Genomic DNA, 19,604 nt, shown 5'->3' with positions numbered 1-19,604 from the left:
GGTAAGGGTTACATTTCTTCATTGACATTTAAGTATTACTTTAATAAAGTATGGACATGATGATTGAATAGATAAATTATTATGTCTAGGATCGAAAATGTTAAAATCAAACCTCAAAATATAATTGTCAAAGATAATCAAGTTATCTTCAAAGAATCTACTAATCTTGAATCCCAAAATCTTCCACAAATCTATTGGTCTAATAATAAAGCTTGGGATGTTGCCAATTTATATGCCTATGACTTAATGGTTAATGAACGAGTCCAGCTAAAAACAATCCAAACAGATATGCAACATCTCAATGCTTATGCTTCTTGGTTGGAGACCGAAGACAATTTGACATGGTGGCATTTCCCAAACAAAAAAAGTGAAAGATGTGTATTTGTGTTTAAAGGATATTTAATTAAACAAAGAAATAACCAACAGCTAGCACCATCCACAGCCACCCATAGAATGCGTGCCGTAATTAAATTCTACCGTTGGATTCAGCGTAATAACTTAATAAATAAAGATATTGAACTTTGGAAAAATAAGTTTAAGAAAATCACTGTAATTAACAAGTTTGGATTTGAGCACTCATTCGATGTTCTTACAACAGATTTAGCTATTCCACTAAGAGCAAATAGTTCAAATATAGATTTAGAGGATGGTGTATCACCAATTAATCCCAAACATGTTCCAAAAATTTTAGAATACGCTAAAACACATGCACCAATCGAAATTTACTTAATGCTTAAACTTGGTTTTTTCACGGGTATGCGTATTGGAAGTATTACAGACCTCAAGTTGGCTACTATTGAGAATTATTCTTATCTTGATGATATGTCCATGGCAACTATAAGAATTGGTTTAGATGCTATTCCACCAGTACAAACCAAGTTTTCAAAAAGTGGCAACATAATTATTCCAACTGAGTTGGTTAATGAGCTTCTTGAATATGCTTATGATGTAAGACGTTTAAAAAGAATAAAAAAAGTGGAAAATTCTGTGAATTTATTTTTAACCTCAAGGGGGAATAAGTATTTAGGTAACGAAGGAAAGTCAATCAATGTCGCAATTCATAGACTAAGAAAATCTGCTTTAGAAAATGGAGTTTATGAATTTAAGGATTTTTATTTTCATCGAACTCGAGCAACTTTTGCAACAGTCTTAATGCAATATTGCTTAGAGAAAATGGATGTGACTAGTGCAGTTCAGTTAGTAAGGGATTGCTGTCTACACAAAGATGAAAAAACGACTTTGAAATATGTAAAGTTCATAGAGCAAAACAAACAACTTGCAAAAATATCTAATGAATATACAAAGGCATTTTTGGGGTTGTGAAAATGGAATCTCTTTCATTTTGTCTGAACAAGCTTTCTTATGGCTCACACTCAAATGAGTGGAACTTATCTGTATTTCTTTATAAAGGTGCAGCATTAGAAAATAGAAGAACTGTCTTGAATTCTATAAAAGCCAATAAGTACGGTGAAATATTAAGTGAAAGGATTGAGTTTGTATCCAACTTATTTGAATATTTTGACTATAGAATAACAATTGGTATATCTCAAAGAACGATTATTTCTGAATTAGAGAAACTGTCATTATTCGTAAGGTGGTGCGAGTATAAAAACAAGTATATTTCAAAAGAGCATATTGCTGAATGTTTTATTGATTGGGTTAATCATGGGATATTAGCAGTTCAACAAAATAATCAAGATGAGTACAGTGCTTATAAGAAATATACAGTAGTTGCAAATATTCTTGTAAGCTCACAGAATTTAGAGAAATATCCTAAAACAAAAACTTTACTTTTGAGAACAAATTTAACCGAAAGACCTCAAAAAAAAGAAGTTGAACTAGTTAGTGAGCATGATGCTTTTGCCTTTGGTAAATTGTTAAAGGCTTTAGTTGATCAATTAACTATCGAAGCGGTCAGAGGTGAATTACCATTATTAATAAAACTACCAAATGATAAAAATGCTTATTTAAAAGGTAATTTAATGGAGGTTAATATTAATTATGAAAAAATTAAAGATAAAAGATTAGCTTTAGAGCGTAGACGTGCGTTATCTGAAAATGAATCGTTACTAGATAAATATAGAAGAAGCAATCTAATAAATATTCGTATTGAAGCAGAGTTGATAATTTTTATCAGTCAAACCAATATGAATTTATCACAAGCTCTTGATTTAAAGATAACTAATTTTAGATGGATGATTAAGGATGACGAATATCATGTTTTTACAGTCTATAAAAATCGCAAACAAGGCGAGGCAACATTCAGGTGTCACAAAGCCTATAGAGATATTTTTCTAAGATATTTACAGTGGGTGAAAGACGTTGGCTTTTGTGATGATAGCAGCCTCTTTCCTTTTATGGCTAGGGAAAAACTTATAGCAAAAGAAACTAAGCGTAAATTACATGTAGTTAGAAATTTTTGCAAAGATATAGATTTTAAATATGTATCTTCCACACAATTGCGTAAGTTTAAAGCAAATTGGCTATTTGAAAATGGAGATGACGCTTCAAATGTTATTCAATTGATGTCTCATCAAGAAGGTACTTTTAGGAAAAATTATCAGAAAGTAAAAAAAGTAAATGCTCTAAAAGAATTAAGTAGTTTCAATAGCCAAAATCTCAAACAATTAGCTATCGGATTGTGCTCAAATAATTGTGAAAATCCACAAAGTATTGAGACTGAAAGTAACATTGCTCAACCTGACTGTGTGAATCCTGAAGGTTGTTTATTCTGTGTCTATCACAAAGATGTCATTAGTTATGATTATTGTTTTAAATTAATATCTCATATTCATTTAAAACGTCTTGAAATGACATTAAATCCATCTCTTGAAAACCATCCAGCAAAACTTCTTATTGAACGTATCAACGAAAAAATTGATAGATTGAAATCTTTAAGTAAAACACAAGAAAAATGGATAGTAAAAGCTCAAATGGAAGTTCAATCGGGAGAATATCATCCTGATTGGATGGATTACATCTTACTTTTACAAGAGATGGTGTAGAGATGTTTTTAAAATCAATAAATATTATTTCTGACATTATTACACCTGCTATGCCAAATTATACTTTGGATAATTGGTTACCTCTTGATAATACTCCTATAACTTGCGATAAAGAAGGTAATGTAATTTCTGTTTTTTCTGATGATATTTGGGATTTTACACCTTACTGTATAAAACCAATGAAATTTAACTTTGGTAGCAACCAGACTAAGGGATATATTATTGATAAAGATAATATTCAGTTGTTTAAAATCATAGTTGCATATTGGCTGTGGGGTGCAAGCCCAAAGGTCAGTGCTATTACAATAGTAAACCGTTGCACCATCTTAAAACCTCTGTTCTATGTCTGTTCAAAACATAATATTCTAATTTCTGAATTGAGAAACCATGAGGAAATTTATGAGGAAATTGCTGCACAATACAAAGGAAAAAGACGAGCTATAGGGCTACAGGAACTCGTTTCTCTTAGTAAGGATATTGGTTTTACCATACTAGATGAAGACTCACTTAGAAAGTTTTCAAAATATCTTGTTGTGAATGATTCAAATCAGACTCCTTATATTCCACCTCGTATATGGGCGTATCAATTAGAAAGATTGGAAAATTGTATTGATGATTTTCTCTCTATTAGTGATGGTGTGGTTTCTGTATTTAATTGCTTTGTAGATAACCATAATAAAACTAGAAATTTTATTAATGAGAAATTTAATAAATATAATGTCACAGGAATGCTTCAAAAATGGACTGACTTCGATTCTAATACGGCTAAAGCCCCCAATCTTTCAAAATATCTTAGTATGGTAAGTTTTGTAAGTATCGCATATATCGTTAATTTTTCACTAATGAGAATTTCGGAAGCTTACTTATTGAGGTATGGTTGCTTTTCCAAAACAATCATAGATGGACAAGAAATTTGTCTCATTCACGGAATTACATCCAAAACTGAAAAAGGTGAGGCTAGTTGGGTGGTATCACCATCAGTTGAAAAAGCTGTAAGAGCCTTAGAAATTATTTGTGAGCTAAGATTTTCTTGTGCTAAAGAGTTATTTGGAATCCTGCAAGATATCAATGACTATAAACCTTATCTACATAGTCCAGTATTTGAACCTTGGGGTAGCGGTAGAGGGAAAAATGAGCGATTAGAGCAAATTAGATCAACCATTGGTTATGCTAATCAAATCGGTACATTTGATAAAATTTTTGAGCAAGAGGAATTCCAAATAACGCAGGCTGATTTCAATATAGCATGTAAAATGACCCCTAACTTAGATATAGAAATATATCAAGTTGGTAAAGTATGGCACTTTGCATGGCATCAGTTAAGAAGAACAGGTGCTGTAAATATGCTAGCATCAGGTCTTATCACTGAGCAGAGTTTGCAGTATCAACTTAAGCATGCTAATACGATTATGAGCTTATATTATGCCAACAACTACTATAAATTAAAGTTCAAGTTGGACGATGCAGTTGGTCAGATATACTTGGAAGAATGGCATCAAAATAATGTCCGAAAAAATATGGAATTGGATAGTCCAAAATTCATCTCTCCACATGGACATAAGAGAAAGGCTCAGATAATTTCTGCTATTAGCGAAAAAGATCACACTCAACTTCTAAGAATGTCTGAACAAGGCAATCTAAATTATCGAGAAACTTTTTTAGGTGGATGTACAAAAACAGGTGCACCATGCCCTTATGGTGGGATATCGAATATTGTGCAATGTATGGGTGGTTCTAATTCCTTGGCTTGTGATGCCGTTCTTCTTGATAAGAAAAAAGTTAATACTATGCTTAAACTTGAACAGTCGTATCTTGAGAAGATTAAGAAACTGGAAAAAGAATCAATCTCGACAGTCTTTCAGACTGAACAATTAGCATCAATTCGGAAAGCAATTTATGTCATTCAATCAAATGAGTAAAGCAGAACTTCAGTTTTATGAAGCATTTATTAGGCTTAAAACTAATAAACCTAATATATTGCCAAAAGGATCAAAAGTTTCACAAAACAATGTTGCTAAGGAAGCAGGTGTTGACCCTTCAGCTCTTAGAAAATCGAGATATCCTAGTCTTGTTAATGAAATTCAAGAATGGATAGATCAAAATCCACAAAACACTAATTTTTCTGCTAAAAAAAAGGAAAATTCAGCTACTAATGATCAAGTTCCTGTATTAAAAAACCGAATTGAAATTTTAACTCAAGAAAGAGATGAGGCTGTATCTAAGCTACTAGAAGCACAATTAACGATTATTGAGTTATCACTACAATTAGAGAAAATTGTAGATAATTGATTTCTAATATATCTAGTAATTTCATGTGCTTAGTATTAATGAGTGACTTGAAAAAATGCTGAATCTAGAGAAACATCCTCTTGCTATTTTGAAGTCATATCAAGCTAATCCTTTATGAGAAGTAATATAGGATGAAAGTGAGGCTTTAAAGCTTAAAGATCATTTTGAATCCAAATGGAAAGATTGATTAGAAACTGTTGAATTGGCAACAAATACACTGTGGTTAATTTTATTTTTATTAGTAATTTGCTTTAATTGAAACACAAATTTCAGGAATATATTCTGTGGCTAAGAAACCTACCAAATCCAAAGTAAAAAGTTTTGAAGAATCGTTATGGGATAGTGCCAATAAACTACGTGGTAGTGTTGAGCCCTCTGAGTATAAGCATATTGTTTTATCTCTAATTTTCTTGAAATTTGTGAGTGATACTTTTGAAGCTCAACGTACAAAGATTGCCGAAAAGCATGGTGCAAATGCTGAGAAATTCCTAGAGATTGAAGCTTTTTATCATCAAGATAATGTCTTTTATCTAACGGAAGAGTCTCGTTGGAGCTATCTCATTGCAAATGCTAAGCAAGAAGATATTGCTCTGAAGATTGATACAGCCCTGCATAACATTGAGAAGAAAAATAAAGCACTTCAAGGCGCACTGCCTGATAACTACTTCTCTCGTATTGATCTAGAGGTGAGTAAGCTTGCTGCATTACTTGATGAGATCAATAACATTCAAACAATCTCCAACCAACATGAAGATGTCGTTGGTCGTGTATATGAATATTTCTTAGGAAACTTTGCTTTAGCAGAAGGTAAAGGTAAAGGAGAGTTCTATACACCTAAAAGTATCGTTAAGCTGATTGCATCTATGATTGAACCATACAAAGGTCGTGTTTATGACCCTGCTTGTGGTTCAGGTGGTATGTTTGTTCAATCTCTTAAATTCGTAGAAAACCATAAAGGTAATAGAAAAGATATTTCTATCTTTGGTCAAGAACAAACTACTGCTACTTATAAGCTTGCTAAGATGAACTTGGCGATTCGTGGCATTAGTGCTGATCTTGGTGCAGCGGCTCGCGATACATTTGCAAAGGATCAACATCCTGATCAAAAATTTGACTTCATTATGGCAAACCCTCCTTTTAACCAAAAGGATTGGCGTGGAGCAGATGAGTTAACTAAAGACCCTCGTTGGGATGGCTATGAAGTTCCTCCTACAGGGAATGCCAACTATGGTTGGATTCTCCACATGGTATCTAAACTTTCTCAAAATGGTGTTGCAGGCTTCATTCTTGCCAATGGTGCATTATCTGGTGATGGCACAGAGAAAGAGATTCGTAAAAAGCTGATTGAAAATAAATTGGTAGAAGCGATTGCTGTATTACCAATGCGAATGTTCTACACAACAGATATTAGTGTTTCTTTATGGATATTGAATCGTAATAAAAAAGAACGCTCTGTGCCTCATGGTGACCTAACTCGTGAATACCGTGATCGTGAAGATGAAGTACTCTTTATGGATTTACGAAAAATTGGTGAATCGTTCGAGAAGAAATTTATTCAATTCTCAGATGAGCATATTGAACAAATTTCAGAAACTTTCCATACGTGGCAACAAAAATTATTTGAGGTTGAATACCAAGATATTCCCGAATATTGCTATTCAGCATCACTTCAAGAGATTGCATCTAAAGATTATTCACTTGTACCAAGTAAATATATCGAATTCGTTAACCGTGATGAAAATATTGATTTTGATGAAAAAATGTTAGCTCTTAGATCAGATTTTGCTGAGCTTTTAAAAGCTGAAGAAAAGTCAAAACAAGATTTGTTGAACGTATTTAAAGAGCTGGGCTATGAAATCAAATTATAAAAAAATTGGTGATTATGTTCGTCAGGTTAGTAATCGCAATACAGACTTAAAAGTTATGAATCTAAAAGGCATTAATATTGAGAAAGAATTTATGCCTTCGGTAGCTAATATTAACGGCACTGATTTATCGAAATATAAAGTTGTCAAAAAAGGACAATTTGCATTTAATCCAATGCATGTGGGGCGTGATAAAATGCTTCCAATTGGATTATGGAAAGAAGAAGAACCTATTATAGTTTCTCCTGCTTACATAGTTTTTGAAATAATAGATCATAATCATTTAGATCTTAACTATTTGATGATGTGGTGTAGCAGAGAGGAATTTGATAGAAACTGTTGGTTCACTACAGATAGTAGTGTTCGAGGTGGATTCAGTTGGGATAGTTTTTGTGATTTAAATTTCCCATATATTCCTCTTGAAAAACAAAAAGAAATTTATCATGAATATTTTGTTGTGAGCAATAGGATTTCATTATTAGAAAGAATTTTAAGCACAGTTGAACAAACTTCTTATCATTTATACAGAGAATGGTTTGTTAATTTTAATTTTCCAATGAATTTCATTGACTCTAATCTAGATTCTAAAGGTTATAAGCATTCAAAAGGACAATTTATTTGGGATGATGATTTAGAAAGTGAAATTCCTTTTGATTGGAGTAGTGGTACTTTAGAAGATATTTATAGTTTTCAATATGGTAAAGGTAATAATAATCCAAGTAATGGAGGAATTTATCCAGTTTATGGTAGTAATGGAATTATTGGCTACTATGATCAATTTAATAATCAGGATGCCCCAGTGATCGGTCACATTGGCTCTTGTGGTTCTCTTGTATATGCTTTTGGAAAACATTATGTGACGTATAATGGTGTCATGTGTAATATAAATGAAAATTATGGAAAAATTTTTGGATATCTGACACTGAAGAGTAAAGATCTTAAATCGCAGACTCGAGGTAGTACTCAGCCTTTTTTAAGCTATGACATGCTTTATGAGATAAAAACAGTTTTACCTCCTAAAAATATTGAAAGCAAGGCATCTTTTTATTTTGACCGTATCTATAGGCACATAAATATTTTAAATAATCAAATTAATTCTTTGAATAAGATTAAAGATTTAATTTTACTAAATCTTAGTAAAATATAGGGGGGGACATGAGTTTTACAGAAAATAAACTAGAGCTAGTTATTACGAATCTTTTAAAGTTAAGAAATATAGATCATTTAAATTTTGTTAACTCTTCTAAATCTCGTGAAGATGTGTTTTTTTATGATGATTTCGAACAGTTTATTAGAAATGTTTATAAAAATGATTCTTTAACCCCTCAAGAAGTAAAAAATATAACTATAAGATTAACTAAACTGCCTGCTTCTGATATTTATGAAACAAATAAAATAATATTAGATTTAGTAAGTAATGGTTTTTTATTAAAAAGAGAAGATCGTTCTAAAAAAGATTTATATATTCGATTGATAGACTATGAAAACATCGAAAATAATAGTTTTAAGTTTATTACTCAAATGGAAGTTCAAGGTAACGAACTAAGAATTCCTGACGGTATTCTTTATATCAATGGTATACCTTTAATTGTCTTTGAGTTTAAAAGTGCTATTCGTGAAGATGCAACAATTTATGATGCTTATCAACAGTTAACTGTACGTTATGCACGTGATATCCCAGAGCTCATGAAATACAACGCCTTATGTGTAATCAGTGATGGGGTAAATACAAAGATGGGATCTTTATTTGCGTCTTATGAGTTTTTCTATACATGGCGCAAAGTTATAGGTGATGAAACCCTTGAAAAGAATGGTATTGACTCCTTGCATACCATGATCGAAGGCTTATTTGAACCTAAACGATTAATAGATGTCATTCGTAACTTTATTTATTTCCCTGATACAACTAAGCGAGACGATAAGATCGTTTGTCGTTATCCTCAGTATTATGCTGCGAATAAGTTATTTGAAAATATTAAGACACATCGAAAGCCGTTAGGTGATGGTAAAGGTGGTACTTATTTTGGCGCAACTGGATGCGGTAAAAGCTTCACAATGCTTTTTCTATCACGCTTGATTATGAAAAGTGTAGAGTTTGAAAGCCCAACTATTGTGGTTATTACAGATCGTACAGATTTAGATGATCAGCTTTCAGCTCAATTCACCAATGCAAAAGGCTTTATTGGTGATGAAACAATTCTAAGCGTTGAAAGCAGACAGCATCTCAGAGAGTTACTTCAAGGTCGCAAAAGTGGTGGTGTGTTCTTAACAACTATTCATAAATTTACCGAAGATATTGAGCTATTGACTGAACGCACAAATGTCATCTGTATCTCAGATGAAGCTCACCGCAGTCAAGTCAATCTAGATCAAAAAATCCGTGTAACTGAAGATGGTGTTAAGAAGACATACGGATTTGCCAAGTACTTGCATGATTCTTTGCCTAACGCAACCTATGTTGGTTTTACAGGTACGCCTATTGATGCGACTTTAGACGTATTTGGTGATGTAATTGATTCTTATACGATGAGTGAATCAGTACAAGATGAGATTACAGTAAGACTTGTATATGAAGGTCGGGCTGCGAAAGTATTGCTAGACAATAAAAAACTTCAAGAAATTGAAGGCTATTATAAAAAGTGTCAAGAAAATGATGGTGCTTCAACTTATGCCGTTGAAGAAAGTAAGAAAGCTATGGCAAATATGCGGTTAATTTTGGGTAATCCAGATCGAATTAAAGCTATTGCTGAAGACTTTGTAAACCATTATGAAACCCGCGTGAGTGAAGGCTCTACAATCATGGGTAAAGCAATGTTTGTTTGTGCATCACGACAAATTGCTTTTAATCTGTATCAAGAAATCATTGCGCTTCGACCTGAATGGGCTGAAGTCAAAGAAGCTGCCGATGGTATCGCTTTAACTGAACAAGAAAGAAAAGAAATCAAGCCAAATGCGAAAATCAAGCTAATTGCTACAAGACATAAAGATGATGAGAAAGCACTTTATGATCTGTGTGGTACTAAAGATGATCGCAAAGAACATGACCGACAATTTAAAAATCCGAAGTCAAACTTCAAAATTGCGATTGTTGTCGATATGTGGCTGACAGGCTTTGACGTTCCTTTCCTAGACACCATTTATATTGATAAACCGATTCAACAACATAACTTAATTCAAACGATTTCTCGTGTGAATCGAAAATTTGAAAGTAAAGAGAAAGGCTTGGTAGTCGATTACATTGGTATTAAAAACCAAATGAAATTGGCTTTAGCTCATTACAATAAATCTGATGCAAAAAACTTTGAAGATGTTGAGCAATCCATCATTGTTGTCAAAGATCATCTAGAATTATTGAAGGATCTATTTAATAAATTTGATACCTCCCCTTATTTCTCAGGAGAGCCTTTAAAACAGCTTCAGTGCTTAAATAAGGCATCAGAGCATGTTCAGCTTACCAAAGAGCTAGAACATCGTTTTATGCAGCTTGTGAAGCGTTTAAAGGCAGCGTATGACGTTTGCAATGGCTCAGAAAAGATTAGTCAGGATGAACGAGATCTCATTCACTTCTATTTAGCTGTACGTTCTATCGTCTTTAAGTTAACGAGGGGTGATGCTCCTGATACTGCTCAAATGAATCTTCAAGTACAGAAAATGATTGCTGATGCATTAGAGGCTAACGGAGTGGACGATATTCTCAAGATTGGTGAAGATGAATCTACTGAGGTCGATATTTTTGGAGATGATTACTTAGCTAAGCTAGAAAAAATTAAGCTCCCAAACACCAAGATTAAACTGCTGCAAAAATTATTAGCTAAAGCTATTGGTAAATTCAAACAGGTAAACAGAACTAAATCTATTGATTTCTCTAAACGCTTCAAAGCTTTGGTTGATAGCTATAACGAACGTAAAGAAGACAGTATTTTGGTCAGTGGCGTTCTTGAAGACTTTTCAAATGAAATCATGAATCTACTTCAAGATTTAAAGCAAGAAATGGGTTCATTTGCCGATCTTGGGATTGGCATTGAAGAGAAAGCATTCTATGACATTCTTCAATCTTTGGCGGTGAAATATGACTTCACTTACCCTGAAAATCAGCTATTAGATTTAGCTAAAGCGGTTAAAGCAGTAGTAGATGATAAATCTAGCTACCCTGACTGGAGTGATCGAGAAGATATTCGAGCTGAACTAAAAGTCGATCTGATTGTATTGCTTGCTGAATATGGCTATCCACCGATTGATCATGATGAAGTGTATAAAGAAATCTTCGAACAAGCGGAAAATTTTAAAAAGTATGCCAGTCTTTAATTAATAAACAATATAGGGTAAGGATATGACACAAGAATTAGATATAGAAAAAGAACTGGCTGAAATACTGAGTGAATCAATTTCTGCCCCATTTTTGTTTATTGGTTCAGGCTTTTCTAGGCGATATCTAGATCTTCCAGATTGGAAGGGCTTATTAACTAAATTTTCCACTTCAATGCCATTTGATAGCTATTTGGGGACATCAGGTAATGACTATCCAAGTGCAGCTTTAGCATTAGCAGGAGATTTTGCTGCTGAATGGTGGAAATCAAATAAAGATAAACCTGAAATCTACCAATCTAAAAATTGGATTCATGCTATCGAAACACCTCTCAAATATGAAATTAGTCAATATTTGAACAATGTCGAAATTGAATCAAAAATTAGCGATAATCCTGAGTTAAAAGAATTGTTAAGCTCAGAAGTAGTCATTGATGGAATTATCACAACAAATTGGGATAGGTTGCTTGAAACTATTTTTCCAAAATTAAATGTATATGTGGGTCAATCAGACTTATTTTTCAGAAATCCTCAATCTATTGGTGAAATTTTTAAAATACATGGGTGTTGTAGTAATTTTTCAAGCTTAGTACTGACAAAAAATGATTATGAAAATTTTAATAGTAAAAATGCATATTTAGCAGCAAAGCTACTATCTATATTCTTAGAAAATCCTGTCATATTTATAGGTTATTCTATTACTGATACCAATATTACTGACTTGTTAGGTTTAATTGCAGACATGATGGAATCTCAGGAGCAATTAGAAAGATTGGCAAAGAATCTGATTTTTGTTACTAGACCTGATGATGAAAAAGACCAATTAGAATCTGTACTAATGACGGTTGGTTCAAAAAAATTATATTTCACCCATATTCGGACTCATGACTATTCTAAAATTTATAAAGCTCTACAACATTCAGAAAGGAAAATTCCAGTTCACTTATTACGTGCTTTAAAAGAGCAAATTTACAATATTGTAAAGACTACTGAAGATGCGGACAGACGTATTGCCGTAAAAGATTTCGATGAAGCAACTGCTGAAAATTCAGAACTAGAATTCGTAGTCGGTGTTGGGGTTGCTCAAAATGAATCAGGTGAACGCATTGGATTAAATGGTGTGAATAGTTGGGATATCCTAAAAGATATTATCTTAGATCATTTACCTTTTAGCGATTCTGATATTTTAACTCAAGTGCTTCCAGAACTTTCTAAGCAGAATAGAACTTATTTGCCTGTCCAAAAATACAGCAAGGCAAATCCAATATACAAAACACAGACGAATATTCAATCAACGCTGAAAGAACTTTTAGGCTTTGACATTGAGCACTATAAAAAGAAAATACCAACATCTGTAACAAGACAGTTTGATAAAGCATGGACATTTGAAGAAATAATAGCCTTGGAAAAAGTCGGTGAATCTGAATGCTCCTTAAATAAGAGAATCGACTTTTTGGCACTATGGCTAATCAATAATCCAACTCAACAGAATTGTTATTTATTAAAACAAAGCTACCTTTCTACTGAATTCGATAATTTAAAGTCTAAAGGAGATGCTTCTACTTTTAGACGATTGATATGTATTTTAGATCAAATTGAGAACAAAATTTTATGATTTTGATACTCTATTAGAACCTTTAACAGGCTTCTAATAGAGTTTTAATTGCTTTAATTTCACATTCCAAAAGTGACATTTGTTTTTGTTTTTTAATGATAAATTTCATAATAATCTCTGAGAGTATTGGGAACTTATCAAGATACAACTCGTAAATATGTAATTCGTTACGAAGGTGATCAATACTTTTCAAAACTTTATCATATTCGACTAGCAACTTGCTTTTAACGTGATCTGAGTCATTTGATTCTCTAAAATTTAGTAATTCGGAGCGGGTGTAGTTAGAGGAATATTTATATGTACAAGTAGATGTATCAGCTAATATTAAATCTACGGAAACAAGCTCCCTAATAAATTGATAAATTTTTGCATAATATCTTTTTGAGCTAAATTCAGGGTAAAAAAAGATAAAGAGTCCTCTTAAGTCTTTGAACTCATAACCTGAAAATGTTCTATCTGACAAAAAATCAAACAAACAGTTTTTTAGCTGATGATTTGTAGACATATAGATATACCGATTAAACAATTGAACAAGGAAATATCCTATTTTGGGATATTTTCATTAATAGTACAACATCTTGAGCTATGAGCTCAATACATGACCCTCGATACAAAAATTTGATCAAAGAATTAATCAAAATACGTGAGTTGAAAAATATAACTCAGGTAGAACTTGCTACATCTTTAAAAAAGCCACAGTCATACATAGCTAAAGTTGAAAACTTGGACAGACGAATTGATGTATTAGAACTACATGATTGGTTATCGGCGTTAGATAAACCGATTAGTGAATTTTTAGCATCTTATTTTGAGATTTGAAATTTTTAAGTGTAATTAGTGGACTACCCATAATTATTAGGTAGCTGATAAAGGTAACTGGTATATATCAACCTAATCTATTCTGAAGAAAATTTCAGAATAATTCATGGACATTATCGGCAAAGATGTCCATGAATTATTTAACGTGATATGGACATTGCTTATTTAATAAATTTTTTGAAAAAACAAACTATTAAAAAATGTCCATACATTCTATGTAATCCTTAGACAGGTACAGGTAAAACGCGTACCGCTATTGCATTGGTCGATGTGCTCATGAAAGCAAATGTAGTGCAAAAAGCCCTGTTCCTTGCGGATCGTACATCATTAGTCAATCAAGCACACAATGCCTTTAAAGCCAATTTAAAAGATGCTTCATTCGTCAATTTACTTGAAGATAAAAACCAAGTCGGTCGAGTGTATTTCTCTACCTATCAAACGATGATGGGTTTGATTGATGAAATGAATGCCGATGGTACACGTAAATTTGGTACAGGCATGTTTGACTTGATCATTGTCGATGAAGCCCACCGCAGTGTGTATCAAAAGTTTGGCGAGATTTTTAAGTATTTTGATAGTCTGCTTGTGGGTTTAACAGCTACCCCAAGAGATGAAGTAGATCGAGATACCTATGCTCTGTTTGGCTTAGAAAGTGGTGTTCCAACCGATTACTATGACCTCGATCAAGCCATTGCAGATGGTTATCTTGTGCCACCTAAAGCTTATTCAGTTCCACTTAAGTTTATGCGTGAAGGCGTGAAGTATGACGAACTCTCTGAAGAAGAAAAACAACATTGGGATAGTCTAAATTGGGGTGATGAAGAAGCACCTGAAGAGGTCTCAGCATCTAAGATCAATAAAGACCTGTTCAATACAGGCACGATTGATTTAATGCTTAAACACTTGATGGAAAATGGCATTAAAACCGAAGGTGGTGACCGTCTTGGTAAGACCATCATCTTTGCTGTGAATCAAAAACATGCCCAGTTTATTGCAGATCGCTTTAACGAAAACTATCCGAAATATGATGGGAAATTTGCGCGTGTCATTACTCATGCCACTAAGTATCCGCAAAGCTTAATTGATGACTTTAGTAAGAAAGATTTACCTGAACCACAAATTGCCATTTCAGTAGATATGCTGGATACAGGGATTGATGTTCCTGAAGTCATTAATCTAGTGTTCTTTAAAGCAGTGCGTTCCAAAGTGAAATTTATGCAGATGATCGGGCGTGGTACACGACTCTGCAAAGAGTTGTTTAGCCCTGAAGATGATAAGAAAGAATTTTTTATCTTCGACTATTGCTCGAACTTTGAATACTTCAATGAAAACCCTGATGGTGCACCTGTATCGACGACTGAACCATTGGGACAACGGCTGTTCAAAGCTCGATTAAATATTCTAAGTCTGCTTAATTCCAAGGATTATGAAACCGAAGCTTTAAGAGCTGTACAGCAAGATATGCGTCAAAGCTTACAGACTGAAGTGAAGTCAATGAATAACGATAACTTCATCGTAAAGTCTGAGCTTGAGTATGTTGAACAATTCAAAAATGATGAAACGTGGGACAACTTGGACGACCTTGCGATCGGGACATTGCGAGAACACATCTCTAAACTTCCAAATCAACTTGAGCCAGAAACATTAGAAGCCAAGCTATTTGATATGTTGTGCTACAACCTTGAGCTTGCTGTATTAGAAAAAAATAATAAAGCAATACAGGGTTATGCCAATAAAGTGATCGAAATCGCTTCTAAATTGGAAACCAAAGAGAACATTCCCATTGTCGCTGAACAGATTGCTCTTATTCAGGACGTGCAAACGGTAGATTATTGGAAAGGCATTACCTTACCTATGCTTGAATCGATGCGTAAACGTATCCGTGGTTTGGTGAAATTGATTGAAAAATCTGCCTCAACCATTGTGTATTCGATGCTAGACGATGACATTGGTGAAGCGATAGAAGTTGATATTCCTGTAGTTTCCAGTGGTGTTAACCTTGCTCAGTACCGTAAGCGTGTAGAGAGCTTTATTAAAGCCAACGAGAACCATATCACCATCGCCAAACTCAAACGTGGTTTAGCATTGACTTCTACCGACCTAAGGGAACTTGAACGCTTCGTATTTGAGGCTCAGGAAGTCGAGAGCAAAGAAAAATTTGAAGAATGCTTTGGTACAGAAAAATCTTTACCACTTTTCATTCGCTCCTTAGTTGGTTTAGATCGTCAAGCAGTACAAAATGCTTTCTCAAAATATCTACAAGGTACGACTTATAATGATAAACAGATTCGCTTTGTAGAAATGATTATTGAGCATTTAACTATTCGAGGCACCTTAGAAGCTTCACAGCTTTACGAACCACCATTTAATCAGATTCACTACGAAGGCATTGATGGTGTATTTGCTGATAGTGATGCTGACAACATATTTGGTGTTGTTGAAGTGTTTAATGAAAGTGCTGTGGCTTAATAATTAAAATGAAATTATCAGATTTTTCAATAGAAGCTTTGAACCCCTTTATAACTGGAGATGAATCTCCTGCTCCGCGAATGAGCGGACCCGAGCTTATTAAGTTCTTTAATATGTTTGGCATCAGAGATGTTTACTCTTTTGAAAATGCTGGATTACCTAATGGTGTAAGTCGTAAAGAATATGTCACTATTACCTTAAAGGCACTTAATGGAAAGCCAACTTTTAAAACCATAATTGAAGGCTTAGTTGACACAAGACGAGTAAGAAATTCTGATGAGCTAGCAAAATTAATAAATGAAATCATAAAGCATGACTCTTATAATTTAGAGAAAAACGCAGAAGGAATTTACAAAATATCCGGTGCTGATCCAGAAGAAAAAATTGATATTCAAGCACATTTTCAAGAAATTAGAGATCAAATAATAGAGGCTATTCAAAGTGCCAAGTTCGTAGTTTGGGTTGCAATGGCTTGGTTTACAGACAAGGAAATAGCAAATGAACTGCTAAAAAAACACTGGGAGGGATTAAATATCCAAGTTATTGTTAATGATGATGAAATTTCTAAAAAATATGGGTTAGATTTTTCTTCAAAAGGCATCGAATTCTATAAGGGAAATCCTTCCTCAAATTTTGGAAAGAAAATTATGCATAATAAATTTTGTATAATTGACTTTAAAAAAGTGATCCATGGCTCTTACAACTGGACTAATAATGCTAAATATAACAATGAAAGTATCACTATAACGGAGAGCAGAGAGCTAGCAGAAGAATTTGCTGAGCAATTTATTAAACTAAAAGTTAATATAAAAAATCCAGAAAAAAACTCTAAGTAACTTGCTAAATAAATATAATGTATTTAAATTTTCTTAAATTTTACTTTATAAGAATTATTTATGCGTTTAAAAAATTTAAAAATCAACAACTTTAGAAATTTTGAATCTGTTGATATTCCTTTAAGTAGTAATATTGTATTGCTTGGTGAAAATCGAGTTGGGAAAAGTAATTTACTATTTGCAATGCGCTTAGTAATCGATCAAACACTTTCAGATTCAGCTAGACAATTAAAAATATCAGATTTCTGGGATGGTTGCGATTTATCTAAAAAACCGAAAATTGAAGTTCATCTAGATTTTACTGATTTTGAAACTGATCTTTATTTAACCTCATTACTAACTGATTATAGACTTGCACATGATCCTCAAACTGTTCGTTTAAGCTATATGTTTAGATGTAAACCAGAAATTACGGGTTTGCCAACCAGTAGTGAAGACTTTGAATTTATAGTTTATGGTGGAGGAGTTGAAACAAGATCAATTCATAATCAAGTAAGAAGACGCATTTCTTTAGATTTTCTTGATGCATTACGTGATGCAGAAAACCAACTAGGCTCTTGGAGAAATTCACCTTTAAGGCCACTTATAGAAAATGCTATGGGATCAATTGATTCAACTGAGCTAGTCAAAGTATCAACTGATTTAGAATCTGCAAATACAAAAATTGTTGAACAACCAGCAATTAAAGAATTGAATGATTCATTAGGCGAAAAAATCCTAGGTCTTTCAGGGAAAGGGCATGATTTAAAAACATCACTCCGCTTTTCTAATGCTGATCCCTTAAGATTATTTCGTACTTTAGGTATGTATATTGATGAAGGAAAACGTAGTATTACCGAAGCAAGTTTAGGCTCAGCGAATGTTATGCTAATGGCTTTAAAACTAGAGGAATTCTCTTGGCGCAAAGCAAAAAATGAAAGAAATTATTCTTTATTATGTATAGAAGAGCCTGAAGCCCACCTACACCCTCAACTCCAGCGCACTGTTTTCAAAAATATTTTTAAAGAAAAAGATTCCTCCCAAGCCCTCATTGTTACCAGTCATTCTCCAACATTAGCATCAATTGTACCTTTACGCTCTATTGTTAGTTTAAGATCTGTAGAAACTAGTACAAAAGCATTTTCATTAGCTGATTTGCCAATTGATGAAGATGAAAAAGATGATATAGAAAGATATTTAATAGCAACTCGTTCAGAAATTCTGTTCGCTAAAGGCATTATTTTTGTTGAAGGCGATGCTGAGGAGGCTTTAGTTCCGAGTTTTGCTGAAATATTAGGCTATGACTTAGATGGGCTCGGGATTACTGTATGTAATGTAGCTGGAACGAACTTTAATCCATATATCAAATTAGCGGAGGGATTAGGTATACCTTTTACAGTGATTACAGACTGGGATCCGTTAGAGGGAACAAAACCAGCATTAGGAAGAGCAAGATGCTTAGGAATTTGGGATTCTCGCTGTGAAGTTAATTTAGGATTAACCAAATTTACTGAAAAAAATAGAGAATGGGCTGAAACAGTTGACTTTATAGAATTTAGTAGTTCATTTAGTAAGGTCGGAATATTTTTAAATAATGAAACATTTGAAGTTGCTATCGCGCAAACCCCTCATTTAAGTACGGCATTATTAGAAATTCTAGATGAACAAGGTTTTGGATCAATTCGTACAAAACGTATTAATGAGTGGAAAGCAGATCTAGCAAAAGTAGATAGTACACAACTACTTGCTATGATTAAAGACATTGGTAAAGGACGCTTAAGTGGAAAATTAAGAAAGAAAATTTCTGGTGAGAATCAAATACAAGTCCCTAAATATATTCAAGATGCGATTGAGTTCATGGTGAAAAAATGTCTAATCACATAACTTTACAACAGGCTTTATCTGAACTGGAAAAAAATAAAGAGCAATTTGAAGCTGTGCAAAGTAAAAGTCATTGTGTTGTTTTAGCCGGCCCTGGTAGTGGGAAAACTAAAACCCTTACTACAGCTATTGCTCGAACTCTTCATGAAGAAGTGATTGCTCCAAGAGCTATAGCATGTATAACTTATAATAATGAGTGCGCAATAGAGCTTGAAAATCGCCTCACCAGATTAGGAGTTATGACTCAAGATCGAAATTTTATTGGTACTGTACACAGCTTCGCTTTAACGCAAATTATAATTCCATATGCGCGCTGTATTGAAGATTGATCCTAGCCAAAATAATGGACAGCACGTCCCTCTAAAGATAACGTAACTTTAATCTTTGGAGATTCAAGAAATGGCTAAACGTTTTAGTCCTGAATTTAAACAGCAAGCGATTGATTATGCACTTTCAAACTCCCACGAACCTATAGCTGCAATCGCCCAGAAATTAGGTGTGGGTTATTCAACTTTAGACAAATGGATTCGTGAAGCCAATC

At 33.5% G+C, this 19,604-nt stretch carries 14 protein-coding genes and 1 pseudogene; 14 read left to right on the top strand and 1 reads right to left on the bottom strand.

Features of this window, described 5'->3' with window-relative positions; all coding sequences use genetic code 11:
- Positions 1-81: 81 nt before the first annotated feature.
- From I593_RS03035 to I593_RS03000, 8 genes are all read left to right on the top strand, one after another.
- Entirely contained in the window at positions 82-1,323 is a 1,242-nt protein-coding gene (locus I593_RS03035; RefSeq protein WP_016165299.1) for a tyrosine-type recombinase/integrase, read from the top strand.
- A 2-nt stretch (positions 1,324-1,325) separates the two neighbouring features.
- Positions 1,326-3,005 carry a hypothetical protein gene (locus I593_RS03030; protein WP_016165298.1) on the top strand — a complete coding sequence of 560 codons (1,680 nt, stop codon included), beginning with the start codon at positions 1,326-1,328 and terminating at the stop codon, positions 3,003-3,005.
- Positions 2,966-4,924 carry a site-specific integrase gene (locus I593_RS03025; protein ID WP_154661473.1) on the top strand — a complete coding sequence of 653 codons (1,959 nt, stop codon included), beginning with the start codon at positions 2,966-2,968 and terminating at the stop codon, positions 4,922-4,924. Before I593_RS03030 ends, I593_RS03025 begins: the two co-directional genes overlap by 40 nt.
- A complete protein-coding gene (locus I593_RS03020) occupies positions 4,902-5,294 on the top strand; it encodes a hypothetical protein (RefSeq protein ID WP_016165296.1) in 393 nt (130 codons plus the stop codon). The genes I593_RS03025 and I593_RS03020 overlap by 23 nt, the downstream gene beginning before the upstream one ends.
- A gap of 284 nt (positions 5,295-5,578) precedes the next feature.
- Positions 5,579-7,162 (top strand): type I restriction-modification system subunit M, encoded by a 1,584-nt coding sequence (locus I593_RS03015; RefSeq protein ID WP_016165295.1) that lies wholly within the window; start codon positions 5,579-5,581, stop codon positions 7,160-7,162.
- A complete protein-coding gene (locus I593_RS03010; protein WP_016165294.1) occupies positions 7,146-8,306 on the top strand; it encodes a restriction endonuclease subunit S in 1,161 nt (386 codons plus the stop codon). The genes I593_RS03015 and I593_RS03010 overlap by 17 nt, the downstream gene beginning before the upstream one ends.
- Before the next feature lie 8 nt (positions 8,307-8,314).
- The gene (locus I593_RS03005) at positions 8,315-11,464 is read left to right on the top strand and encodes a type I restriction endonuclease subunit R (protein WP_016165293.1); all 3,150 of its coding nucleotides are present in this window, start codon (positions 8,315-8,317) and stop codon (positions 11,462-11,464) included.
- Between the two features lie 25 nt (positions 11,465-11,489).
- Positions 11,490-13,079 carry an SIR2 family protein gene (locus I593_RS03000; RefSeq protein ID WP_016165292.1) on the top strand — a complete coding sequence of 530 codons (1,590 nt, stop codon included), beginning with the start codon at positions 11,490-11,492 and terminating at the stop codon, positions 13,077-13,079.
- A 22-nt stretch (positions 13,080-13,101) separates the two neighbouring features.
- Here I593_RS03000 and I593_RS02995 read toward each other — a convergent pair whose 3' ends face one another.
- On the bottom strand, positions 13,102-13,584 hold the full coding sequence (locus I593_RS02995) for a hypothetical protein (RefSeq protein WP_016165291.1): 483 nt from the start codon (positions 13,582-13,584) through the stop codon (positions 13,102-13,104).
- 80 nt (positions 13,585-13,664) lie between these two features.
- Here I593_RS02995 and I593_RS02990 point away from each other — a divergent pair, with 80 nt between their 5' ends.
- The 6 genes and pseudogenes from I593_RS02990 to I593_RS02965 all read left to right on the top strand — a co-directional run.
- A complete protein-coding gene (locus I593_RS02990; protein WP_016165290.1) occupies positions 13,665-13,898 on the top strand; it encodes a helix-turn-helix domain-containing protein in 234 nt (77 codons plus the stop codon).
- 228 nt (positions 13,899-14,126) lie between these two features.
- Positions 14,127-16,367: pseudogene (locus I593_RS02985) on the top strand (type I restriction endonuclease subunit R); the annotation flags it as partial.
- A gap of 8 nt (positions 16,368-16,375) precedes the next feature.
- Positions 16,376-17,203 carry a phospholipase D-like domain-containing protein gene (locus I593_RS02980; RefSeq protein ID WP_016166097.1) on the top strand — a complete coding sequence of 276 codons (828 nt, stop codon included), beginning with the start codon at positions 16,376-16,378 and terminating at the stop codon, positions 17,201-17,203.
- Between the two features lie 60 nt (positions 17,204-17,263).
- Positions 17,264-19,066: an ATP-dependent nuclease gene (locus I593_RS02975; RefSeq protein ID WP_016166096.1), complete on the top strand. Its 1,803-nt coding sequence runs from the start codon at positions 17,264-17,266 to the stop codon at positions 19,064-19,066.
- Complete coding sequence (locus I593_RS02970) at positions 19,051-19,392, top strand: UvrD-helicase domain-containing protein (protein ID WP_016166095.1); 342 nt, start codon at positions 19,051-19,053, stop codon at positions 19,390-19,392. The genes I593_RS02975 and I593_RS02970 overlap by 16 nt, the downstream gene beginning before the upstream one ends.
- A 70-nt stretch (positions 19,393-19,462) precedes the next feature.
- Positions 19,463-19,604 (top strand): transposase (locus I593_RS02965; RefSeq protein ID WP_016165541.1); only part of this gene is annotated, 142 nt, incomplete at its 3' end.

It is taken from the genome of Acinetobacter tandoii DSM 14970 = CIP 107469 (assembly GCF_000400735.1).
GTDB lineage: Bacteria > Pseudomonadota > Gammaproteobacteria > Pseudomonadales > Moraxellaceae > Acinetobacter > Acinetobacter tandoii.
Note: the sequence above shows the minus strand (reverse complement) of the source record. Positions and strands in the feature narration are given on the sequence as shown.

Excerpts from the sequence above, each read along its gene's own strand:
- I593_RS03020 (WP_016165296.1), top strand. The coding sequence starts at position 4,902 with ATGTCATTCAATCAAATGAGTAAAGCAGAACTTCAGTTTTATGAAGCA.
- I593_RS03010 (WP_016165294.1), top strand. The coding sequence starts at position 7,146 with ATGAAATCAAATTATAAAAAAATTGGTGATTATGTTCGTCAGGTTAGT.
- I593_RS02975 (WP_016166096.1), top strand. The coding sequence starts at position 17,264 with ATGCGTTTAAAAAATTTAAAAATCAACAACTTTAGAAATTTTGAATCT.
- I593_RS02990 (WP_016165290.1), top strand. The coding sequence starts at position 13,665 with ATGAGCTCAATACATGACCCTCGATACAAAAATTTGATCAAAGAATTA.
- I593_RS03030 (WP_016165298.1), top strand. The coding sequence starts at position 1,326 with ATGGAATCTCTTTCATTTTGTCTGAACAAGCTTTCTTATGGCTCACAC.
- I593_RS02980 (WP_016166097.1), top strand. The coding sequence starts at position 16,376 with ATGAAATTATCAGATTTTTCAATAGAAGCTTTGAACCCCTTTATAACT.
- I593_RS03005 (WP_016165293.1), top strand. The coding sequence starts at position 8,315 with ATGAGTTTTACAGAAAATAAACTAGAGCTAGTTATTACGAATCTTTTA.
- I593_RS02995 (WP_016165291.1), bottom strand. The coding sequence starts at position 13,584 with ATGTCTACAAATCATCAGCTAAAAAACTGTTTGTTTGATTTTTTGTCA.
- I593_RS03000 (WP_016165292.1), top strand. The coding sequence starts at position 11,490 with ATGACACAAGAATTAGATATAGAAAAAGAACTGGCTGAAATACTGAGT.
- I593_RS02970 (WP_016166095.1), top strand. The coding sequence starts at position 19,051 with ATGTCTAATCACATAACTTTACAACAGGCTTTATCTGAACTGGAAAAA.
- I593_RS03035 (WP_016165299.1), top strand. The coding sequence starts at position 82 with ATGTCTAGGATCGAAAATGTTAAAATCAAACCTCAAAATATAATTGTC.